The organism is Pseudomonas delhiensis, assembly GCF_900187975.1.
In the GTDB taxonomy this organism is placed as follows: Bacteria; Pseudomonadota; Gammaproteobacteria; order Pseudomonadales; family Pseudomonadaceae; genus Pseudomonas; species Pseudomonas delhiensis.
This window is the reverse complement of record NZ_FZPC01000005.1, coordinates 203,169-225,176: the sequence shown is the minus strand read 5'-3', so window position 1 is coordinate 225,176 and position 22,008 is coordinate 203,169. Positions and strand designations below refer to the sequence as shown.

Annotated in this window: 18 protein-coding genes; 5 read left to right on the top strand and 13 right to left on the bottom strand. The window is 68.6% G+C overall.

Annotated elements, in window-relative coordinates:
- The first annotated feature begins 97 nt into the window (after positions 1-97).
- From CHC02_RS06475 to CHC02_RS06460, 4 genes are read left to right on the top strand one after another with little or no spacing between them, the layout of a single operon-like run.
- The gene (locus CHC02_RS06475) at positions 98-1,063 is read left to right on the top strand and encodes a response regulator (protein ID WP_089390668.1); all 966 of its coding nucleotides are present in this window, start codon (positions 98-100) and stop codon (positions 1,061-1,063) included.
- Between the two features lie 37 nt (positions 1,064-1,100).
- Positions 1,101-2,015 (top strand): putative 2-dehydropantoate 2-reductase, encoded by a 915-nt coding sequence (locus CHC02_RS06470; protein ID WP_089390667.1) that lies wholly within the window; start codon positions 1,101-1,103, stop codon positions 2,013-2,015.
- A gap of 57 nt (positions 2,016-2,072) precedes the next feature.
- Positions 2,073-4,118, top strand: coding sequence for a sensor histidine kinase (locus CHC02_RS06465; protein WP_089390707.1), 2,046 nt, complete (start codon positions 2,073-2,075; stop codon positions 4,116-4,118).
- 3 nt (positions 4,119-4,121) lie between these two features.
- Positions 4,122-4,694: a cob(I)yrinic acid a,c-diamide adenosyltransferase gene (locus CHC02_RS06460; protein ID WP_089390666.1), complete on the top strand. Its 573-nt coding sequence runs from the start codon at positions 4,122-4,124 to the stop codon at positions 4,692-4,694.
- A gap of 267 nt (positions 4,695-4,961) precedes the next feature.
- Here the strand turns inward: CHC02_RS06460 and CHC02_RS06455 are convergent, their stop codons facing one another.
- The 4 genes from CHC02_RS06455 to secA all read right to left on the bottom strand — a co-directional run bounded on the left by CHC02_RS06455 (position 4,962) and on the right by secA (position 10,675).
- The gene (locus CHC02_RS06455; protein ID WP_089390665.1) at positions 4,962-5,912 is read right to left on the bottom strand and encodes a Nudix family hydrolase; all 951 of its coding nucleotides are present in this window, start codon (positions 5,910-5,912) and stop codon (positions 4,962-4,964) included.
- Positions 5,913-5,940: 28 nt separating this feature from the next.
- Positions 5,941-6,564 carry a glutathione S-transferase family protein gene (locus CHC02_RS06450; protein WP_089390664.1) on the bottom strand — a complete coding sequence of 208 codons (624 nt, stop codon included), beginning with the start codon at positions 6,562-6,564 and terminating at the stop codon, positions 5,941-5,943.
- A gap of 46 nt (positions 6,565-6,610) precedes the next feature.
- A complete protein-coding gene (gene argJ / locus CHC02_RS06445) occupies positions 6,611-7,828 on the bottom strand; it encodes a bifunctional glutamate N-acetyltransferase/amino-acid acetyltransferase ArgJ (protein ID WP_089390663.1) in 1,218 nt (405 codons plus the stop codon).
- A gap of 93 nt (positions 7,829-7,921) precedes the next feature.
- On the bottom strand, positions 7,922-10,675 hold the full coding sequence (gene secA, locus CHC02_RS06440) for a preprotein translocase subunit SecA (RefSeq protein WP_089390662.1): 2,754 nt from the start codon (positions 10,673-10,675) through the stop codon (positions 7,922-7,924).
- 305 nt (positions 10,676-10,980) lie between these two features.
- Here secA and CHC02_RS06435 point away from each other — a divergent pair, with 305 nt between their 5' ends.
- Positions 10,981-11,436 (top strand): DciA family protein, encoded by a 456-nt coding sequence (locus tag CHC02_RS06435; RefSeq protein ID WP_089390661.1) that lies wholly within the window; start codon positions 10,981-10,983, stop codon positions 11,434-11,436.
- A gap of 174 nt (positions 11,437-11,610) precedes the next feature.
- Here the strand turns inward: CHC02_RS06435 and lpxC are convergent, their stop codons facing one another.
- The 9 genes from lpxC to murD all read right to left on the bottom strand — a co-directional run bounded on the left by lpxC (position 11,611) and on the right by murD (position 21,999).
- Positions 11,611-12,522, bottom strand: a complete 912-nt coding sequence (gene lpxC / locus CHC02_RS06430) for a UDP-3-O-acyl-N-acetylglucosamine deacetylase (RefSeq protein WP_009617927.1) — start codon at positions 12,520-12,522, stop codon at positions 11,611-11,613.
- 112 nt (positions 12,523-12,634) lie between these two features.
- Positions 12,635-13,819: a cell division protein FtsZ gene (gene ftsZ / locus CHC02_RS06425; RefSeq protein ID WP_009617925.1), complete on the bottom strand. Its 1,185-nt coding sequence runs from the start codon at positions 13,817-13,819 to the stop codon at positions 12,635-12,637.
- A 55-nt stretch (positions 13,820-13,874) separates the two neighbouring features.
- Entirely contained in the window at positions 13,875-15,122 is a 1,248-nt protein-coding gene (ftsA, locus tag CHC02_RS06420) for a cell division protein FtsA (RefSeq protein WP_089390660.1), read from the bottom strand.
- 21 nt (positions 15,123-15,143) lie between these two features.
- Positions 15,144-16,007 carry a cell division protein FtsQ/DivIB gene (locus tag CHC02_RS06415; RefSeq protein ID WP_089390659.1) on the bottom strand — a complete coding sequence of 288 codons (864 nt, stop codon included), beginning with the start codon at positions 16,005-16,007 and terminating at the stop codon, positions 15,144-15,146.
- Positions 16,008-16,011: 4 nt separating this feature from the next.
- Positions 16,012-16,959, bottom strand: coding sequence for a D-alanine--D-alanine ligase (locus tag CHC02_RS06410; RefSeq protein WP_089390658.1), 948 nt, complete (start codon positions 16,957-16,959; stop codon positions 16,012-16,014).
- Complete coding sequence (murC, locus tag CHC02_RS06405; protein WP_089390657.1) at positions 16,959-18,398, bottom strand: UDP-N-acetylmuramate--L-alanine ligase; 1,440 nt, start codon at positions 18,396-18,398, stop codon at positions 16,959-16,961. The genes CHC02_RS06410 and murC overlap by 1 nt, the downstream gene beginning before the upstream one ends.
- The gene (gene murG / locus CHC02_RS06400) at positions 18,391-19,464 is read right to left on the bottom strand and encodes an undecaprenyldiphospho-muramoylpentapeptide beta-N-acetylglucosaminyltransferase (RefSeq protein ID WP_089390656.1); all 1,074 of its coding nucleotides are present in this window, start codon (positions 19,462-19,464) and stop codon (positions 18,391-18,393) included. Before murG ends, murC begins: the two co-directional genes overlap by 8 nt.
- The gene (gene ftsW, locus CHC02_RS06395; protein WP_089390655.1) at positions 19,454-20,653 is read right to left on the bottom strand and encodes a putative lipid II flippase FtsW; all 1,200 of its coding nucleotides are present in this window, start codon (positions 20,651-20,653) and stop codon (positions 19,454-19,456) included. The genes murG and ftsW overlap by 11 nt, the downstream gene beginning before the upstream one ends.
- Positions 20,653-21,999 carry a UDP-N-acetylmuramoyl-L-alanine--D-glutamate ligase gene (murD, locus tag CHC02_RS06390; protein WP_089390654.1) on the bottom strand — a complete coding sequence of 449 codons (1,347 nt, stop codon included), beginning with the start codon at positions 21,997-21,999 and terminating at the stop codon, positions 20,653-20,655. Before murD ends, ftsW begins: the two co-directional genes overlap by 1 nt.
- Positions 22,000-22,008: the final 9 nt, after the last annotated feature.

The window sequence follows — 22,008 nt, the reverse complement described above, 5'->3', positions numbered from 1 at the left end:
TGACGGTAAAAATGCGCGCTCATTATAACTGAGCCACAAGCGCGCGCCCGGCCAAGAACCGGCGAACTCCCCCCGCCACCTCCGAGTCCCCTGCCCCATGCCAACCAACCATCTGAGCATCCTGGTGGTCGATGACGCGAAATTCTCCAGCGCCATGATCGGCCGGGCACTGAGCCAGGCCGGCTACCAGAACGTGCGCTTCGCCAGCAGCGCCAGCGAGGCCCTGCAGCTTCTGGAACGGGAACCGGTGAGCGTGCTCCTGGCCGACTGGCTGATGCCGGAGATGGACGGCCTGGAGCTCACCGCGCGGGTACGCCAGCTGGACGAGAGCGGCGACCACTACACCTACATCATGCTGCTCACCGGCAAGGAGGGCGACAACGCCCTGGCCGAGGCCTTCGACCGCGGCGTGGACGACTTCGTCAGCAAGGCGGCCATGAGCGAACAGCTGGTGCCACGGGTGCTGGCCGCCGACCGCCTGTGCAACACCCTGCAGCGCCTGCTGGTGGAAAACCGCCTGCTCACCGAGAACATCAACCGCCTGGAGGAGCGCAACCTGGTGGATGCCGCCACCGGCCTGGGCAACCTGCGCTACCTGCGGCAGAAGCTCGCCGACAGCATCCGCCAGGTGGAGTCCCGCGGCGGCGCGGTGTGCTACCTGCTGATCGGCATCCCCGCCCTGCTGGAGCAGGACGGCCAGCACTTCCCCGGCTTCCACCAGGAGCTGCTGCACGGCATCGGCCGGCGCCTGCAGCAACTGGTGCGGCCGCTGGACGTGCTGGCGCGCATCGACGAGCAGCACTTCGGCCTCATCACCCTGATCGACGACCTCCAGGAATGCTCGCCGAGCAGCTTCCGCCGCCTGCACGAGGGCCTCAACCTCAAGGCCTTCAAGACCAGCCGCGGCTTCGTCAGCCTCAAGGCCGGCATCGGCCTGGTTGGGCTGGACGCCAAGTCCCTGCCGCTGCAGGCCGAGGCCGTGCTGGAACAGGCCCGCCAACTGCTGCCCGACGCCTACGCCAGCGGGCGGATCAACGCCAGCCGGCTGCCCGGGGTGCGCTAGACTTCGCAGTACGCCCATCGACCTGCGAAGCCCCACCATGAACTGGACCATCCTCGGCGCCGGCAGCCTCGGCAGCCTCTGGGCCGCCCGCCTGGCCCGCGCCGGCCTTCCCGTGCAGCTGCTGCTGCGTGACCGCCAGCGCCTGGCGGCGTACCGCGCCCGCGGTGGCATCAGCCTGTGCGAGGACGGCCGCGAGAGCCTCTACCCGATCCCGGCGGAAACCGCCGGCCAGCTGAACGCCCCGATCCAGCGCCTGCTCCTGGCCAGCAAGGCCTACGACGCCGAGGAGGCCGCCGCCAGCGTGGCCGCGCACCTGGCCCCCGGCGCCGAGATCATCCTCCTGCAGAACGGCCTGGGCAGCCAGCAGGCGGTGGCCGCGCACCTGCCGCGGGCGCGCTGCCTGTACGCCTCCAGCACCGAGGGGGCGTTCCGCGATGGCGATTTCCGCGTGGTCTTCGCCGGCCGCGGGCAGACCTGGCTCGGCGACGAACACGGCGGCCCGGCGCCGGCCTGGCTGGCCGAGCTGGCCAGCGCCGGGATTCCCGCGCAATGGAGCGACGACATCCTCGAACGGCTGTGGCGCAAGCTGGCGCTGAACTGCGCGATCAACCCGCTGACCGTGCTCCACCACTGCCGCAACGGCGAGCTGGCCGGGCATGCCGAGCAGGTCGCCGGCCTGTGCGACGAACTCGGCCAGTTGCTCCATGCCTGCGGCTACGACGCCGCGGCGCGGGAGCTGCAGGGCGAAGTGGAACGGGTGATCGCCGCCACCGCGGCCAACTACTCCTCCATGTACCAGGACGTGGCCAGCGGCCGCCGCACCGAGGTCGCCTACCTGCTCGGCCATGCCTGCGCCGAAGGCCGCCGCCGCGGCCTGCCGCTGCCCGGGCTGAACGCCCTGCACCAGCGCCTGCGCGACGCGCTGCGCCAACGCGGATTGCCCGAGGCCTGAACGGCGGGCTAACCTGCCCGCCCCGCCCTCGATCGCCGAGCCCCTATGCCGTCCTTCATCAACCTGCGCCAGCGCCTGGAAAACCTGCCGGTCGGCCAGAAGATCCTCGCCGCCCTGCTGGTGCTGCTGGCCACCGTGTTGCTGGCGGCCAACCTGGCGTTCATCAGCGCGGCCTACTGGATCTCCCAGGACAGCGTGGCGCCCCAGGCCCTGCAGACCATCGGCCGGCTGATCGCCAACCCGGCGCTCAGCTACCCGGCGCTGAGTTCCCCGGAGCAGGCCGACACCCTGCTGCACCAGCTCGACGACTACCAGCCACTGCGCGCCGCCGCGCTCTACGATGCCAACGGCACGCGCATCGCCCAGTCGCCCCGGGAAGGCTCGCTGCCCAGGCACCTGGAAGACCTGGAGCGCTGGCGCGCCCACGAATACCGCCTCAACGCCCTGTTCGAGCTGCCCCAGCCCGGCGGGCGCAACGGCTACCTGCTGCTGGTGGCCAGCAGCGAGCTGCCCGGCGCCTTCTACACCGGCACCCTGACCGCCAGCCTGGCGATCCTGGCCGTGAGCGTGCTGCTGTGGATGCTGATCGCCCGGCAGATCCGCCGCCTGATCACCCGGCCGATCCGCAGCCTGGAGGAACTGTCGCGCCAGGTCACCCGCGAGGAGAACTACTCGCTGCGCGCCGAACGCGGCAACGCCGACGAGATCGGCCGCCTGTCCGACGCCTTCAACACCATGCTGACCCGCATCGAGGCCCGCGAGCAGCAGCTCAAGCGCGCCCGCGACGACGCCCAGGACGCCATGGCCCAGGCCCAGGACCTGGCCGAGGAAACCCGCCGCTCCAACCGCAAGCTGGAGCTGGAAGTCCAGGTGCGCAGCAAGATCGAGAAGAAGCTCACCGGCTTCCAGCACTACCTCAACAGCATCATCGACTCCATGCCCTCGGCCCTGATCGCGGTGGACGAACAGCTCTACGTCACCCAGTGGAACCAGGAGGCCAGCCGGCTCTCCGGCACCAGCCTGGACGACGCGGTGAACCAGCCGGTGTTCCTCGCCTTCCCCTCGCTCAAGCCCTTCCTGCTGCAGCTCACCCGCGCCGCCGAGCAGCACAAGGTGGAGCGCGTCGAGCGCGTCACCTGGGCCTTGATCGACTCGCCGCGGCACTATGCCCTGACCTTCTACCCGCTGATGGGCGGCACCGGCCGCGGCGCGGTGATCCGCATCGACGACATCACCGAGCGCCTGGGCATGGAGGAGCTGATGGTGCAGTCGGAGAAGATGCTCTCGGTGGGCGGCCTGGCCGCCGGCATGGCCCACGAGATCAACAACCCGCTGGGGGCCATCCTGCACAACGTGCAGAACATCCGCCGGCGGCTGTCGCCGGAGCTGCCGAAGAACCTGGAGGTGGCCGCCGAGGTGGGCATCGCCCTGGACGACCTCAACCACTACCTGGAGGCGCGGGAGATTCCCAGGCTGATGGACGGCATCCAGTACGCCGGCTCGCGCGCGGCCAAGATCGTCACCCACATGCTCGCCTTCAGCCGCCGCAGCCACCGGCAGATGGCGCCCTGCGAGCTGCCATCGCTGATCGAGCAGGCGGTGGAGATCGCCGGCAACGACTTCGACCTGGCCGGCGGCTTCGACTTCAAGTCGCTGGAAATCGTCCACGAGTTCGACCCGCACCTGGGCCCGGTGCCGGTGATCGCCAACGAGTTCGAGCAGGTGCTGCTCAACCTGCTGAAGAACGCCGCCCAGGCCATCCACCTGCGCGACGACGAGGAGGAAGGCGAACAGGGCCGGATCATCCTGCGCACCCGGCTGAACCCGCCGTGGGCGGAGGTACAGGTGCAGGACAACGGCTGCGGCATGCCCGAGACGGTGCGCAAGCGCATCTTCGAGCCCTTCTTCACCACCAAGGAAGTGGGCCAGGGCACCGGCCTGGGCCTGTCGGTGTCCTATTTCATCATCACCAACAACCACAAGGGGCAGATGGAAGTGCAGTCGGAACTCGGCCAGGGCACCTGCTTCACCCTGCGCCTGCCGCTGGGCGACGAGCCCGTGGCGCCGGTGGCGCTGCCGCCCCCGCAGAACAAGGAGCTCTGAGGCATGGGCTACCGCCTGTCGAAGATCTACACCCGCACCGGCGACGCCGGCGAAACCGGCCTGGCCGATGGCAGCCGGGTGCCCAAGCACCACCCGCGCATCGAGGCCATCGGTTGCGTGGACGAACTGAACAGCCAGTTGGGACTGCTGCTGGCCGACCTGCAGGAAGCCCGCAGCGCCGCGCTGGACCAGCTGCTGACGGTGCTGGCGCCGGTGCAGCACCGCCTGTTCGACCTCGGTGGCGAACTGGCGATGCCGCAATACCGGGCCCTGGACGACCACGAGGTGGCCCGCCTGGAGCAGGCCATCGACGCCTGGAACGAGGAGCTGGAACCGCTGAAGGACTTCATCCTCCCCGGCGGCTCCCGCCTGGTGGCGCAGATCCACGTGTGCCGCGCCCTGGCGCGCAAGGCCGAGCGCCGCTGCCAGCAGCTCAACGCCGAGGAGCCGCTGCAGGGCGCGGGGCTGCGCTACCTGAACCGGCTGTCGGACCTGCTATTCGTCGCCGCGCGCATCGCCGCCAAGCGCCAGGGCGTGGCCGAGGTGTTGTGGAAGGCGGCGGAAAAGCCCGCCTGAAACAAACTGAGCGGGCCCTGCCCGCGATTCGCGCGCAGGGCGCGCTCCTACAATGGGAATGACGTGGGGGCGATTGTAGGAGCGGATCTCATCCGCGATCCGCGCCGATACGTCCGGCTATCGCGGACAAGGTCTGCTCCTACGTTGCTGGGAAGCACGGCTTTTCGTAGGAGCGAGCTTGCTCGCGAACAGGAAGCGCTGCGGGGCTCATTCGCGAGCAAGCTCGCTCCTACGAAGAGCACCTCGGTACGGCCTGGCTGCTCCGGCCTACGCCCCGGCCTTCGGCCAGAACGCGCGGATGCCGGCCACGCCCTGGGCGCCTGCCTGCCAGGCGCGCTCCAGGTCCTGCGGGCCCAGGCCGCCGAGGAGGAATACCGGCTGGTTGAAGCCTTCCACCAGTTGCTGCGCCGCGTCCCAGCCCAGCGCCGGTTCGCCCGGGTGGCTCTGGGTGGGCTGCACCGGCGACAGGGTGACGAAGTCCACGCCCATGGCGCTGGCCAGCGCCAGCTCCTCGGCGCCGTGGCAGGAGGCCGCGAGCAGGCGCTCCTGGGGGAAGGGACGGCCGTTGGGGGCGTACTTGCGCAGTTGCTCGGCGGTCAGGTGCCAGCCGGCGGAGGGGAAGTCGCCCAGCCATTCCAGCGGGCCCTTGAGCATCAGCTGCGCCTTGCCGGCGCACAGCCCCACGGCGTCCACCGCCATGTCGCGGTATTCCGGGCTGTACATGTTCGGCGCGCGCAGCTGGATCAGGCGCACGCCGCCGGCCACGGCGGCGCGGATGCCCTGCAGGACTTCCTGCGGCTCCAGGCCGTCGGGGGTGATCAGGTAGCGCTCGGGCAGCCGCGCGGCGTGCACGATGGGCCGGTTGGCGGCGGGGAACTCGTAGTCGGGCAGCTCCCGCGGGGCCACCCAGGCCAGCGGCTGGCCCTCGGCGCCGTGGGGCTCGCCGGAGAACCCCGAGACCTCCCAGACGTCCAGCAGCACCTGCTTGTCCGGGTAGTCGTGGGCCACGCGGATCAGCGGCCGGGCGCGCTCGACGCGGATGCCCAGCTCCTCTTCCAGCTCGCGGGCCAGCGCCGCCTGCACCGGCTCGCCCTCCTCCACCTTGCCGCCGGGGAACTCCCAGAGGCCGCCCTGGTGCTTGTCGTCCGGGCGCCGGGCGATCAGCACGCGGCCATCGGCGCCACGGATCACGGCGGCGGCGACATGTACTCGTTTCACTGCATAACTCCTCGTCGGTTGCCGGCGCTCAGGGGCGCTCGGCCAGCGCGGCCTGCAGCCAGGGCTGGAAGGCCGCCCACTGGTAGATGGTGTCCACGTAGGCCTTGGCCAGCGGCGGCAGCTCCACGGCGTAGCTGCGCAGGCGCGTGGCCACCGGCGCGTAGAAGGCGTCGGCGATGCTGGCATGGCCGAACAGGAACGGCCCGTCCTGGCCGAAGCCCTGGCGGCACAGGGTCCACAGCTCGATGACGCGGGCGATGTCGGTTTCCACCTCGGGCGGCACCTTGGCCAGCGGCTTGTGCCGCTGCAGGTCCATGGGCATGTGCGAGCGCAGGGCGGGGAAGCCGCTGTGCATCTCCGCGCAGATCGACCGCGCCAGCGCCCGGGCCGCCTCGCCGCGCGGCCACAGGTGTGCCTCGGGGAAGCGTTCGGCCAGGTACTCGGCGATGGCCAGGGAATCCCAGATCACCCCGTCCTCGCACTCGAGCACCGGCACCTTGCCGGTGGGCGAGTGCTCGCGGATGCGCCGCGAGGTGTCGACGCCGCCCAGCGGGATCAGCACCTCTTCGAATTCCGCACCGGTCAGTTGCATGGCCAGCCAGCCACGCAACGACCAGGACGACAGGTTCTTGCTGCCAATGACCAGTTTCATCGCTCGTTCCTCGCTCAAGCTGCAAGCTGCAAGCTGCAAGCTGCCTTCAGGTCCTGTATTCCGCGTTGATCTTCACATACTCGTGGGACAGGTCGGTGGTCCAGATGGTCTCGCTGCAGTCGCCGCGGCCCAGCTCGATGCGGATGGTGATCTCTTCCTGGGCCATCACCCGCGCGCCCTGGTCCTCGGTGTAGCTGGCGGCGCGGCAGCCGCGGCTGGCGATGCAGACTTCGTCGAGGAACACGTCGATCTTGCTGACGTCCAGGTTCGGCACGCCGGCGTAGCCCACCGCGGCAAGGATGCGGCCCCAGTTCGGGTCGGAGGCGAACAGCGCGGTCTTGATCAGCGGCGAGTGGGCCACGGCGTAGCCGACATCCAGGCACTCCTGGTGGGTGCCGCCGCCATTGACCTGCACGGTGACGAACTTGGTGGCGCCTTCGCCGTCGCGGACGATGGCCTGGGCCAGCTCCATGGACACCTCGATCACCGCCTGCTTCAGGGCGCCGAACAACGCGCCGCTGGCCTGGGTGATCTCCGGCAGCGCGGCCTGGCCGGTGGCGACCAGGGTGCAGCTGTCGTTGGTGGAGGTGTCGCCGTCGATGGTGATGCGGTTGAACGACTTGTTCGCCGCGTCGCGCAGCAGGTCCTGCAGCACGCCCTGGGCGACCTTGGCGTCGGTGGCGATGTAGCCGAGCATGGTAGCCATGTTCGGCTTGATCATGCCGGCGCCCTTGCTGATGCCGGTGACGGTGACGGTGACGCCGTCGTGCACGAACTGGCGGCTGGCGCCCTTGGGCAGGGTGTCGGTGGTCATGATGCCGGCGGCGGCCTCGGCCCAGTTGTCCGGGCCCAGGGCGGCCAGGGCGGCCGGCAGCGCGGCCTCGATCTTGGCCACCGGCAGCGGCTCGCCGATCACCCCGGTGGAGAACGGCAGCACCTGGCTTTCGTCCACGCCGGCCAGCTCGGCCAGCCTGGCGCACACCGCCGAGGCGTTGGCCAGGCCCGGCTCGCCGGTGCCGGCGTTGGCGTTGCCGGTGTTGGTCACCAGGTAGCGCACCGGCCCGAGGAAGCGCTTCTTGCACAGCAGCACGGGCGCGGCGCAGAAGGCGTTGGTGGTGAACACCCCGGCCACGGTGGAGCCTTCGGCGCAGCGCATCACCACGACGTCCTTGCGACCGGGGCGCTTGATGCCGGCGGAAGCGATGCCCAGTTCGAAGCCGGGGACCGGATGCAGGGTGGAGATGGGGCCGAGACCGACAGCCATGGATGTGCTCCTTACGAAAAAGGGTGGATCGAATGTGAAAAACGCCGCGAGCGGCAGGGCCGGTCGCGGCGTCGTGTGGTCAGGTCAGGCGGATCAGTTCACCTGGCCATGGCAATGCTTGTACTTCTTGCCGGAGCCGCAGGGGCACAGCTCGTTGCGGCCGATCTTCGGCTCGGCGCGCACCGGCTCCAGCGGCACGACCTGGGCCGGGCCCTGCTCGCCCTCTTCGCCTTCCTCGGCATCGGGGGCCTGGTCGATGGACGGCGCCTCGGCGTGCTGGAACTGCATGCGCTTGGCCATTTCCTCGGCCTCGCGGCGCAGGCGCGCCTCTTCCTCGGCCGGATCCTCGCGGCGGACCTGGACGAAGGACAGCACGCGGATGGTGTCGCGCTTGATGGAATCCAGCAGTTCCTGGAACAGGTTGAAGGACTCGCGCTTGTATTCCTGCTTCGGGTTCTTCTGCGCGTAGCCGCGCAGGTGGATGCCGTGGCGCAGGTGGTCCATGGTGGACAGGTGGTCCTTCCACAGGTCGTCCAGCACGCGCAGCAGCATCTGCTTCTCGAAGGTGCGCAGCGCCTCGGCGCCGGCCAGCTCTTCCTTCTCGTTGTAGGCGGCGACCAGCTCGGCGAGGATCTTCTCGCGCAGGGTCTCCTCGTAGAGTTTCTCGTCGTCGTCCAGCCACTGCTGGACCGGCAGCTTCAGGCCGAAGTCGCTGTACAGCGAGGCTTCCAGGCCGGAGATGTCCCACTGCTCGGGCAGCGACTGCGGCGGGATGTGCTGGCTGATGGTGTTGTTCAGCACTTCCTCGCGGAACTCGGCGATGGTGTCGCCGATGTTCTCCGCGGCCAGCAGGCTGTTGCGCATGTGGTAGATCACCTTGCGCTGCTCGTTGGCCACGTCGTCGAACTCGAGCAGCTGCTTGCGGATGTCGAAGTTGCGGCCTTCGACCTTGCGCTGCGCCTTCTCGATGGCGTTGCTGACCATGCGGTGCTCGATGGCCTCGCCCGGCTGCATGCCCAGGGCCTTCATGAAGTTCTTCACCCGGTCGGAGGCGAAGATGCGCATCAGGTTGTCTTCCAGCGACAGGTAGAAGCGGCTGGAACCCGGGTCGCCCTGGCGGCCGGAGCGGCCCCGCAGCTGGTTGTCGATACGGCGGGACTCGTGGCGCTCGGAGGCGATCACGTGCAGGCCGCCGGCCTCGATCACCTGCTGGTGGCGCTTCTGCCATTCGGCCTTGATCTGCGCGATCTGCTCATCGCTGGGGTTTTCCAGGCCGGCGATCTCGGCTTCCCAGTTACCGCCCAGGAGGATGTCGGTACCGCGGCCGGCCATGTTGGTGGCGATGGTCACCGAGCCCGGCGCACCGGCCTGCGCGATGATCTCGGCTTCCTTCTCGTGGTACTTGGCGTTGAGCACCTTGTGCTCGATGCCGGCCTGCTGCAGCAGCTGGGAGACGTACTCGGAGGTCTCGATCGAGGCGGTACCGACCAGGATCGGCCGGCCCAGGGCCTGGCTCTGCTGGATGTCGGTGATGATCGCGGCGTACTTCTCTTCCTGGGTCAGGTAGACCAGGTCGTTGAAGTCCTTGCGGGCGATCGGCCGGTGGGTCGGGATCACCACCACGTCCAGGCCGTAGATCTGGCGGAACTCGAAGGCCTCGGTGTCGGCGGTGCCGGTCATGCCGGACAGCTTGGTGTAGAGGCGGAAGTAGTTCTGGAAGGTGGTGGAGGCCAGGGTCTGGCTCTCGGCCTGGATCGGCAGGTTCTCCTTGGCCTCGATGGCCTGGTGCAGGCCCTCGGAGAGGCGGCGGCCGGGCATGGTGCGGCCGGTGTGCTCGTCGATCAGCAGGACCTGGTCGCCCTGGACGATGTATTCGACGTTGCGGTGGAACAGGGTGTGGGCGCGCAACGCGGCGTAGACGTGGGTCAGCAGGCTGAGGTTGTGCGCCGAGTAGAGGCTCTCGCCCTCGCCCAGCAGGCCGGCCTGGCTCAGCAGTTCCTCGACGTAGGCGTGGCCCTGCTCGTTGAGTTCGACCTGGCGGGTCTTCTCGTCGATGCTGTAGTGGCCCTGCTGGGTCACCTGGCCCTCGACTTCCTCGATGTGGCGCTTGAGGCGCGGGATCAGCTTGTTGATCTTGATGTACAGCTCGGAGCTGTCTTCGGCCTGGCCGGAGATGATCAGCGGGGTGCGCGCCTCGTCGATGAGGATGGAGTCCACTTCGTCGACCACGGCGAAGTTCAGCTCGCGCTGGAACTTGTCCTGCAGGCTGAAGGCCATGTTGTCGCGCAGGTAGTCGAAGCCGAATTCGTTGTTGGTGCCGTAGGTGATGTCCGAGGCGTAGGCCGCGCGCTTCTCCTCCGGCGGCTGGAACGGCGTGACGATGCCCACGGAAAGGCCGAGGAACTCGTACAGCGGACGCATCCAGTTGGCGTCGCGGCGGGCCAGGTAGTCGTTCACGGTGACCACGTGCACGCCCTTGCCGGACAGCGCGTTCAGGTACACCGCCAGGGTGCCCACCAGGGTCTTGCCCTCGCCGGTGCGCATCTCGGCGATCTTGCCCTCGTGCAGGGTCATGCCGCCGATCAGCTGGACGTCGAAGTGGCGCATGCCCATCACCCGCTTGCCCGCCTCGCGGGCCACGGCGAAGGCTTCGGGGAGCAGGTCGTCGAGGCTCTCGCCCTTGGCCACGCGCGCCTTGAACTCTTCGGTCTTGGCCTTCAGTTGCTCATCGGAAAGCGCCACCATCTGTGGCTCGAGCGCATTGATGGCCTGGACCTGCTTGGCCATGCGCTTCACTTCACGCTCGTTCTTGCTTCCAAAGAGTTTTTTCAACAAAGGCGCAAACATATCGACTGGGTCATCCGAACTTGGGGAATGGAGGGCTGCCCGACTGGCTGGCCGCGGCTTGCATCGACGGCAAAGGGAGCATTCTACTCGGAAACGTGAACGAAAGAAGTGCCCAGGTCATGCCGGGGACTTTCCCTGCACGCACATTGCCTGGCCGGAACGCGGGGGAGGACTGGCAGTCCGCCTGCTTTATATTGTGTCGCACGGGGAAAGTTCAAGGCTCGACTGCGGCGGACGTCGGCGCGGCGGCCCGGGATGCCCCCATTCTGATACCATCGGCGCTCAACAACCCCGGAATTTTCGCCATGGCGTTCCGCCCGCTGCCGGCACAGGCCACCACCAAGCTGCTGCGCGAAGCCAAGCCGTTGCAGACGCTGTTCAACGAGGCCCAGCGCCTCGCCCAGTTGCAACAGCTGCTCGACAGCCAGCTGCAGCCGGCCGCGCGCCCGCACTGCCGGGTCGCCGCCTGGCGCGCCGGCAGCCTGCTGCTGGTGCTGACCGACGCGCACTGGGCCACGCGCCTGCGCTACCAGCAGAAACGCCTGCTGCGCCAGTTGCAGATGTTCGACGAGTTCGCCGGGCTGCAGCACATCCTGTTCAAGGTCCAGCCCCAGGTCGAGCGCCGGGCGCCGGTGCGCACCCACCAGCTCTCCGTCGCCGCCGCCGAAGCCCTGCAGGAAGCCGCCGAAGGCATCAGCAACCCGCGCCTGAAGGCCGCCCTGGAACGCCTGGCCAGCCGCAGCCGCCCGCGCGAAGACTGAGCCCCGCCGCTACCGCCGATCCGTTCGGGCCTTTCATCGGCCTTTGCCGGTGAACTCGTGTGAATTTTCCTTCTCCAACCTCCAAGCATCTTGCCCGCGTCATTTCGCAAACATAAAAAAAGGCCACCCGGAGGTGGCCTTCAATATGTACGGCTTGAAAGGAGGAAGGTTTCCTCAAACGGCCGCAGCGGGCCGCATGTAGGAAATCGGCGCGGTGCTCGCGTCTTCGAAGGTGACCACTTCCCAGGCCTCCTTGTCCGCGATGAGTGCGCGGAGCAGGCGGTTGTTCAGGGCATGGCCGGACTTGAAGCCGCGGAACTCGCCGATAAGGCTGTTACCAAGCAGGTACAGGTCACCGATGGCGTCCAGGATCTTGTGCTTGACGAACTCGTCCTCGTAACGAAGACCGTCTTCGTTGAGCACGCGATACTCGTCGACCACGATGGCGTTCTCCACGCTGCCACCGAGCGCCAGGTTCTGCGAACGCAGGTACTCGATGTCGCGCATGAACCCGAAGGTCCGCGCGCGGCTGACTTCCTTGACGAAGGAAGTGCTGGAGAAGTCCACCGTCGCCTTCTGGGTGCGACCACGGAAGACCGGGTGATCGAAATCGATCTCGAAGCTCACCTTGAAGCCGTCGAAGGGAACGAAAGTGGCGCGCTTGTCGCCCTCTTCCACGGTCACTTCACGCTTGATGCGGATGAACTTCTTGGCCGCCTCCTGCTCCTGCAGGCCGGCGGATTGGATCAGGAATACGAAGGGCCCCGCGCTGCCGTCCATGATCGGCACTTCCGAGGCGGACAGCTCGACATAGGCGTTGTCGATGCCCAGGCCGGCCATGGCCGAGAGCAGATGCTCCACCGTATCCACTTTGACGTCACCCTTGACCAGGGTGGTCGACATGGTGGTCTCGCCGACGTTCGAGGCCCGTGCCGGGATTTCCACCACCGGGTCGAGGTCGGTACGGACGAACACGATACCGCTGTCCACCGGAGCCGGCTTCAGGGTGAGGTAGACCTTCTCCCCCGAGTGCAGACCGACGCCGGTGGCCCGGATGATGTTCTTCAAGGTGCGTTGTCTGATCATGGCTTTGGCCGCTTTCGCGCAAGTTGCGAACTGTTGTCAACAATGGGCGGCGATGATAGCAGAACCGCCCTTTGCTGAACACCAATCACGTTCATACTCCTGATAAATTGCCTCAATCGGCCTGGCGACGCAGGAATGCCGGGATATCCAGGTAGTCCAGGTCGTCCTGCGGGTTGAGCTTGGCCGCGGTGGCCGCGCTGCCGTGCGCCTGGTTGCGCATCACGGTCGGGCGGTCCAGGTCACGGTAGTTCACCGACTGCTGCTCGCGCTGTACCGGAGCCTGGCTGCTGACCGCCTGGGTCTGCACGGTGTTGTCGACCACCTTGACCGGTTTTTCCAGGCGCGCGCCCAGGCCGGTGGCGACCACGGTGACGTGCAGTTCGTCGCGCATGTCCGGATCGATCACGGTGCCCACCTTGACGGTGGCGTGCTCGGAGGCGAACTGCTCGATGATGTTGCCCACGTCGGAGTACTCGCCCAGGGACAGGTCGGGACCGGCGGTGATGTTCACCAGGATGCCGCGGGCGCCCTGCAGGTTGACGTCTTCCAGCAGCGGGTTGCGGATCGCCGCCTCGGTGGCCTCGCGGGCACGGTTCGGGCCGCTGGCGGCGCCGGTGCCCATCATGGCCATGCCCATCTCGCTCATCACGGTCTTCACGTCGGCGAAGTCGACGTTGATCATGCCCGGACGCTTGATGATGTCGGAGATGCCGCGCACGGCGCCGGCCAGCACGTCGTCGGCCTTGGCGAAGGCGGCCAGCAGGCTGGCATCCTTGCCGAGGATGGTCAGCAGCTTCTCGTTGGGGATGGTGATCAGCGAGTCGACGCTTTCCGCCAGGGAGCGGATGCCCTCGTCGGCGATCTGCATGCGCTTGCGGCCCTCGAACGGGAACGGACGGGTGACCACCGCGACGGTCAGGATGCCCATTTCCTTGGCCACCTCGGCGATGATCGGCGCCGCACCGGTACCGGTGCCGCCACCCATGCCGGTGGTGATGAAGACCATGTCGGCGCCTTCCAGCACCTCGGCGATGCGCTCGCGATCCTCGATCGCGGCCTGGCGGCCGACTTCAGGGTTGGCGCCGGCGCCCAGGCCCTTGGTCACGCCCGGGCCAAGCTGCAGCACGGTGCGCGCCGCGATGTTCTTCAGCGCCTGGGCGTCGGTGTTGGCGCAGATGAACTCCACGCCATCGACGTTGTTCTTGGCCATGTGGTTCACGGCGTTGCCGCCGCCACCACCGACACCGATGACTTTGATTACTGCCGTTTGTGGGACGTTATCGACGAGCTCGAACATTTTCCCTTCTCCTTCCTTTCTAGTTGTGTCGCCTACGTTTTACCGCGCCGGTAAATCAGAAATTGCCCTGGACCCAGCGTTTGAGCCGTTCCAGGACAGGTGTCTTGGGTTCATCGCTGAAGCCGCTGCCGCCGGACATGGAGACGCCGTCGGACTGCTTCTGCAGGCCATACATGAGCAGGCCCACGCCGGTGGAATAGATGGGGTTGCGCACGACGTCGGTCAGCCCCTTGACGCCCTGCGGCACGCCCAGGCGCACCGGCATGTGGAAGATCTCCTCGGCGAGCTCCACGGCGCCTTCCATCTTGGCGGTGCCGCCGGTCAGGACGATCCCGGCCGGGATCAGGTCCTCGTAGCCGCTGCGCCGCAGTTCGGCCTGGACCAGGGTGAAGAGCTCGTCGTAACGCGGCTCCACCACCTCGGCCAGGGCCTGGCGCGACAGCTCCCGCGGCGGCCGGTCGCCGACGCTGGGCACCTTGATGGTTTCGCCCGCGCCGGCCAGCTTGGCCAGGGCGCAGGCGTAGCGGATCTTGATTTCCTCGGCGTACTGCGTGGGGGTGCGCAGGGCCATGGCGATGTCGTTGGTGACCTGGTCGCCGGCGATCGGGATCACCGCCGTATGGCGGATGGCGCCCTCGGTGAAGATGGCGATGTCGGTGGTGCCGCCGCCGATGTCCACCAGGCACACGCCCAGTTCCTTCTCGTCCTCGGTGATCACCGAGTAGGCCGAGGCCAGTTGCTCGAGGATGATGTCGTCGACTTCCAGGCCGCAGCGGCGCACGCACTTCTCGATGTTCTGCGCGGCGTTCACCGCGCAGGTCACCACGTGCACCTTGGCTTCCAGGCGCACGCCGGACATGCCCAGCGGCTCGCGCACGCCTTCCTGGTTGTCGATCACGTAGTCCTGGGCCAGGGTGTGCAGCACCCGCTGGTCGGCCGGGATGGCCACGGCCTGGGCGGCGTCGAGCACGCGGTCGATGTCGGCCGGGCTGACCTCGCGGTCGCGGATGGCCACGATGCCGTGGGAATTCAGGCTGCGGATGTGGTTGCCGGCGATGCCGACGAAGGCCGAGTGGATCCGGCAGCCGGCCATCTGCTGCGCCTCGTCGATGGCGCGCTGGATGGACTGCACGGTGGACTCGATGTTCACCACCACGCCCTTCTTCAGGCCGCGCGACGGATGGGTGCCGATGCCGACGATCTCCAGCTTGCCATCGGCCGCGACCTCGCCCACCAGTGCCACCACCTTGGAGGTACCGATGTCCAGGCCGACCACCATCTTGCCGCTCTGCACGCTTGCCATGGTTATTGCTGTCTCCTCAAATCACTGCGCGGCCGCGGCCTGGGCCACGTCCGTCTGCGGCAGCGGGTCGCGCCACGCCACGGCCAGGCCGTTGGGGTAGCGCATGTCGATGCGCGCAATCTTCGATATCTGTTCTTTCAGGGCCTTTTCGTAGATGGTCACGAAACGGCGGATCTGTTCGACCGTGTGGTCGCGGCCCAGGACGATCTGCACGCCCTGGGCGGTGTCCAGCGTCCAGGCGCCGCGCGAGCTCATCTCCAGGCTGGCGATGGTGAAGCCCAGGGGCCGCAGCAGTTGGCTGAGGATCTGGTACTGCTGCATCACCTTCTGCTGGGCGAACTGCGGGCCGGACAGGCGCGGCAGGTGCTCGTAGTGCGACACCTCGTGGGGCGCGAAGGCCTGGCCCTGGTTGTTCAGCAGCGCCTCGTCGCCCCAGCGGGCCACCGGCAGCTGTTCCTCCAGGTGGATCACCACCTGGTCCGGCCAGACGCGGCGCACCTCGGCGTGGGCGATCCAGGGCATCTGCTCCAGTTCCTGGCGCATGCCGGCCAGGTCGATGGTGAAGAAGCTGGCCGAGACGAACGGCGTGATGCGCTGCTGCACCGCCTGCTGGCTGATGTAGCTGAGGTCGCCCTCGACGCTGATCTTGGCGATCGGGCGGTCGGCGTAGGGCAGCACGTACTGCGCGCCCTGGTAGGCGCCGAAGCCCAGCGCGGCCAGCAGCACCGGCCACATCAGGATGCGCAGGAAGCCGAAGCCGGGCCTGGGCAGGCGAGCGCTGATCGGCTCCTTCGCCACCAGGCGGCTGGCGCCGCGCGGCACCGGCTTGCGCGCGGGCGCGCGGCCGATACCGGGTTGCGAGTGGCGGAGCATCGCGCCGTTCATGGTCTTACCCCCTTGCCTCGACGCTGTCGGCGAGGATCGCCAGCACCAGTTGCTGGAAATCCAGGCCGGCCGCGCGCGCGGCCATGGGCACCAGGCTGTGGTCGGTCATGCCCGGTGCGGTGTTGACTTCGAGCAGCCAGAAACGCCCCTCGGCGTCCTGCATCACGTCGGTCCGCCCCCAGCCCTGGATGCCCAGCGCCTCGCAGGCGCGGGCGCACAGGTCCTGCAGCTCGCGTTCCTTCTCGGGGGCAAGGCCGCAGGGGATGCGGTACTGGGTATCGCTGGCCAGGTACTTGGCGTCGTAGTCGTAGAAGCTGTGCGGGGTGCCCAGGCCGATGGCCGGCAGCACCTGGCCGCGCAGGGTGGCCACGGTGAACTCGGGGCCGCTGATCCACTGCTCGACCAGCACTTGCGAATCGTATTCGGCGGCGCTGCGCCAGGCCGCGATCAGCGCTTCCACGCCGTCCACCTTGGCCATGCCGATGCTGGAGCCTTCATGGGCCGGTTTGACGATCAGCGGGAAGCCCAGTTCCGTCGCGGCGCGGCGGCAGTCGTCCTCGCTGGCCAGCACGGCATAGGCCGGCGTCGGCAGGCCCAGGCTCAGCCACACGCGCTTGGTGCGCAGCTTGTCCATGGCCAGCGCCGAAGCCAGCACGCCGCTGCCGGTGTAGGGGATGCCGGCGACTTCCAGCAGGCCCTGCATGCTGCCGTCCTCGCCGCCACGGCCGTGGAGGATGATGAAGGCGCGGTCGATCTTCTCGCTCAGCAGGCGCTGCAGCAGGTCGTCGCCCACGTCGATGCCGAAGGCGTCCACCCCGGCGTCCTGCAGGGCCTTGAGGACCATGCCGCCGGATTTCAGCGAGACCTCGCGCTCGGCGCTCCTGCCGCCGTAGAGCACGGCGACGCGGCCGAAGGCACGGGGCTCGAGGGTGGATTCGAGTGCGTCGTTCATCACGCCTTCCTCGGGGCGTCGCCGCCGAACATCGGGTTCTTGATCAGCGCCGGGGCCAGGCCGCCGATGTCGCCGGCACCCTGGCAGAGCAGGATGTCGCCGGCGCGCAGCAGCGGCTTGAGCAGCGCGGCGAGGTCGCCGTCACGCTCCAGGTAGATGGGGTCGAGCTGGCCGCGCTGGCGGATGCTGTGGCACAGCTGGCGGCTGTCGGCGCCGGGGATCGGCTCCTCGCCGGCCGGGTAGACCTCCATCAGCAGCAGCACGTTGGCCTCGCCGAGCACCTGCACGAAGTCCTCGTAGAGGTCGCGGGTACGGGTATAGCGGTGCGGCTGGTAGACCATCACCAGTCGCCGCTCCGGCCAGCCGCCGCGCACGGCCTTGATCACCGCGGCGACTTCGCGCGGGTGGTGGCCGTAGTCGTCGACCAGCATCACGCTGCCGCCGTCGACCTGCAGCTCGCCGTAGACCTGGAAGCGCCGGCCCACGCCCTGGAAGCCGGACAGGCCCTGGACGATGGCTTCGTCGGAAATGCCCTCGTCGGTGGCGATGACGATGGTCGCCAGGGAATTCAGCACGTTGTGCAGGCCGGGCATGTTCACCGAGACGTCCAGCGGCTCGCGCTCCGGGCGCAGCACGGTGAACCAGGTGCGCATGCCTTCCTGGCGGATGTTGATGGCGCGCACGTCGGCGTCTTCGCTGAGGCCGTAGGTGACGGTCGGGCGCGCCACCTGCGGGAGGATCTCGCGGACCACCGGGTCGTCCACGCACATCACCGCCAGCCCGTAGAACGGCAGGTTGTGCAGGAAGTCGACGAAGGTCTTCTTCAGCTTGTTGAAGTCGCCGCCATAGGTGGCCATGTGGTCGGCGTCGATATTGGTGACCACCGCGACCATCGGCTGCAGGTGCAGGAAGCTGGCGTCGCTCTCGTCGGCCTCGGCCACCAGGTAGCGGCTGGTGCCCAGCTGCGCGTTGGTGCCGGCGGCGTTCAGGCGGCCGCCGATGACGAAGGTCGGGTCCAGGCCGCCCGCGGCGAACACCGAGGCGATCAGGCTGGTGGTGGTGGTCTTGCCGTGGGTGCCGGCCACCGCGATGCCGTGGCGGTAGCGCATCAGCTCGGCGAGCATTTCCGCGCGCGGCACCACCGGCACGCGGCGCTCCAGGGCGGCGGCGACTTCCGGGTTGGCCTTGTTCACCGCGCTGGAAACCACCAGCACGTCGGCACCGTCGGCGTTCTCCGCGCGGTGGCCGATGAAGACCTGGGCGCCGAACTTCTCCAGGCGCTCGGTCACCGCCGAGGCCTTGAGGTCGGAACCGGACACTTCGTAGCCGAGGTTCAGCAGCACCTCGGCGATGCCGCACATGCCGGCGCCGCCGATGCCGACGAAGTGGATGCGGCGGATGCGCCGCATGGTGCGGGTGCCGCCGGGTTCGTTAACCACGGGCCACCTCCAGGCAAGCGTCGACCACCGTGCGGGTAGCCTCGGGCATGGCCAGGCGCCGGGCGCTGGCGGCCATCTGCTTCAGGGATTCGGGATGCATCAATACCTCGGACAGCTGCGCGGCCAGGTCGGCGGCGTCGGTAGACTTTTGCGGCAGCAGGCGGGCGGCGCCCTCCCGTACCAGGAATTCGGCATTGCGCGTCTGGTGGTCGTCGATCGCGTGGGGCAACGGCACCAGGAAGGACGGCAGGCCGGCGGCGGTCAGCTCGCTGACGGTCAGGGCGCCGGCGCGGCAGATCACCAGGTCGGCCCAGGCGTAGGCCGCGGCCATGTCGCCGATGAACGGAGCGACGTCGGCTTGGACACCGGCCTGGGCGTAACGCTCCGCGGTGACCTCGGCATGCTGACGACCGGCCTGGTGGCGAATGGCCGGGCGCTGCTCGGCGGGGATCAGCCTCAGCGCCTCGGGCAGCAGCTTGTTCAGCGGCTCGGCGCCCAGGCTGCCGCCCAGCACCAGCAGGTTGACCTTGCGGCCGGCCAGCGCGGCGCGGGCGTCGGCGTCGAGGAACAGCTCGGCGCGCACCGGGTTGCCGGTGGTCAGGCGCTTGGCGCTGGCCGGGAAGGTGTCCGGGAAGGCCTCGCAGACGCGCCTGGCCAGCGGCGCCAGGCCACGGTTGGCGGTGCCGGCGACGGCGTTCTGCTCGTGGATCACCAGGGGCGCGCCGCTCAGCTTCGCCGCCACGCCGCCGGGGCCGGTGACGTAGCCGCCCAGGCCGAGCACGCAGACCGGCTTGAGCCTGCGAACCACGCCCAGGGCCTGGAACAGCGACTTGAGCAGGTCGAAGGGCGCGCGCAGCAGGGCCAGGCGGCCCTTGCCGCGCAGGCCGCTGACGTTGATCAGGTGCAGCGGCAGGCCGGCCTTGGGCACCAGGTCGTTCTCGATGCCGCGCGGCGTGCCGAGCCAGTGCACGGCGTAGCCGCGGGCCTGGAACTCGCGGGCGCAGGCCAGGGCCGGGAACACGTGGCCGCCGGTGCCGCCGGCCATGATGAGGACGTTACCTTTCATCGGCGAAGTCCTCCTCGGTGAATTCGTACTCTTCGCTGCCCACCGCCGTGCGCCGCTCCCATTCGATGCGCAGCAGCATGCCCAGGCAGGCGCAGCAGATGACCAGCGAGGAACCGCCGTAGCTGAGGAACGGCAGGGTCAGGCCCTTGGTCGGCAGCAGGCCGACGTTCACGCCGACGTTGATGAGGAACTGGCCGATCCACAGGAAGGCCAGGCCGTAGGCCACGTAGGCGGAGAAATACTGCTTGGCCTGCTCGGCCCAGATGCCGATGTAGAGCGCGCGCAGGCCGACGAAGACGAACAGGCCGACGGTGGCCAGGGCGCCGACGATGCCCAGCTCCTCGGCCAGCACGGCGAACACGAAGTCGGTGTGCGCCTCGGGCAGGTAGAACTGCTTCTGGATGCTGTTGCCCAGGCCCATGCCGGTCCAGCCGCCGCGGCCGAAGGCGATCAGCGCCTGGCTGAGCTGGTAGCCGGCGCCGAACTGGTCGGCCCAGGGGTCGCTGAAGTTGGTCAGGCGCGCCATCCGGTAGGGCTGGGTCCAGATCAGCAGGGCCACCGCGCCCACCGCCAGGGCCACCATCAGGCCGAAGCGGAACAGGCCGACGCCGCCGAGGAACAGCATGGCCGCCGCGGCGCCCATCATCACCACGGTGGCGCCGAAGTCCGGCTCGCGCAGCAGCAGGCCGGCGAACGGCAGCAGCACGGCGAAGGGCTTGAAGAAGCCGATCCAGCTCTCGCGCACCTCGTGCTGGCGGCGCACCAGGTAGCCGGCCATGAACACCACCACGAAGACCTTGGCGATCTCCGAGGGCTGGATGTTGAACAGGCCGAAGCCGATCCAGCGCATGGAGCCGTTGACCTCGCGGCCGACGCCGGGGGTGATCACCGCCACCAGCAGCAGGAAGGCCACGCCCAGCAGCTTCCAGCTGTGGCGCTGCCAGGTCTCCATCGGCGTCAGCATGGTCACGCCGCAGGCGACGAAGCCGATGGCCAGGTAGATCAGGTGGCGCACCGAGAAGTACAGCGGGTTGCCCGACTGCGCCGCCGCCACTTCCGAGGACGCCGAGGTCACCATCACCAGGCCCAGGCCGAGCAACGCCAGGCAACCGGCGAGCAGCGGGAAGTCCAGGTCGATGCCGTTGCGGCTGATCAGCGGGGACGGGTATGGGCGCAGGAAGGAGAACATCAGGCGATCTCCTCCACGGCCCTGGCGAACAGGCGGCCGCGCTCTTCGAAGTTCCTGAACATGTCCAGGCTGGCGCAGGCCGGCGACAGCAGCACGGCGTCGCCCGCTTTGGCGAGCTCGGCGGCCTTGCGCACGGCTTCGTCCAGCGTCTGCACGCGCACTTTCGGCGTCTGGTCGCTCAGCGCAGCGCCAACCAGCTCGGCGTCGCGGCCGAGCAGCACCACGGCGCGGCAGAACTTCGCCACCGGCTCGCGCAGGGCGCTGAAATCCGCGCCCTTGCCATCGCCGCCGGCGATCAGCACCAGCTTGCCGTCGATGTCGGCGCCCAGGCCCTCGATGGCGGCCAGCGCGGCGCCGACGTTGGTGGCCTTGGAGTCGTCGTAGAAGCTCACCCCGGCGCGCTCGCCGACCCACTGGCAACGGTGGGCCAGGCCGGCGAATTCACGCAGGGTCTGCAGCATGGGCTCGAACGGCAGGCCCACGGCGTGGCCCAGGGCCAGGGCGGCCAGGGCGTTGGACTGGTTGTGGGCGCCGCGGATCTTCAGCTCGCGTACCGGCATCAGCGCCTCGAACTGGAAGGCCAGGCACTTCTCGCCGCCCTCTTCCACCAGGCCGAAGGCCTTGAAGTCGGGCTTGTCGGTGCCGAAGGTCCAGCACGGCACGGCGTCGGCGATCAGCGGACGACTGAGGGCGTCGGCGCGGTTCACCACGACCTGGCGGGCGCCGCGGAAGATGCGGTGCTTGGCCAGGTGGTAGTCGGCCATGCCGTCGTAGCGGTCCATGTGGTCTTCGCTGACGTTCAGGCAGGTGGCGACCTCGGCGCCCAGGCGCTCGCAGGTCTCCAGCTGGAAGCTGGACAGCTCCAGCACGTACAGCTCGACGTCGTCGGCCAGCAGGTCCAGGGCCGGGGTGCCCAGGTTGCCGCCCACCGCCACGCGCTTGCCGGCCGCCGCGGCCATCTCGCCGACCAGCGTGGTCACGGTGCTCTTGGCGTTGGAGCCGGTGATGGCGACGATCGGCGCCTTGGCATGGCGGGCGAACAGGTCGATGTCGCCGGACAGGCGCACGCCACGGGCGGCAGCTTCCACCAGCGCCGGCGTACGCAGCGACAGGCCGGGGCTGACGTACAGCTCGCGGGCGCGGCAGAGGAACCCGGCGTCCAGCTCGCCGCAACGCACGTCCACCTGCGGGTACTGGGCGCGCAGGCTGGCCAGCTCCGGCGGATTCTCGCGGGTGTCGGCCACGGCGAAAGGCACGCCCTGGCGCGCCAGGAAGCGCACCAGCGACATGCCGCTCTTGCCGAGGCCGACAACGATGCGGAAATTGTCCGAAGCGATCAGGCTCATGCTGCTTTT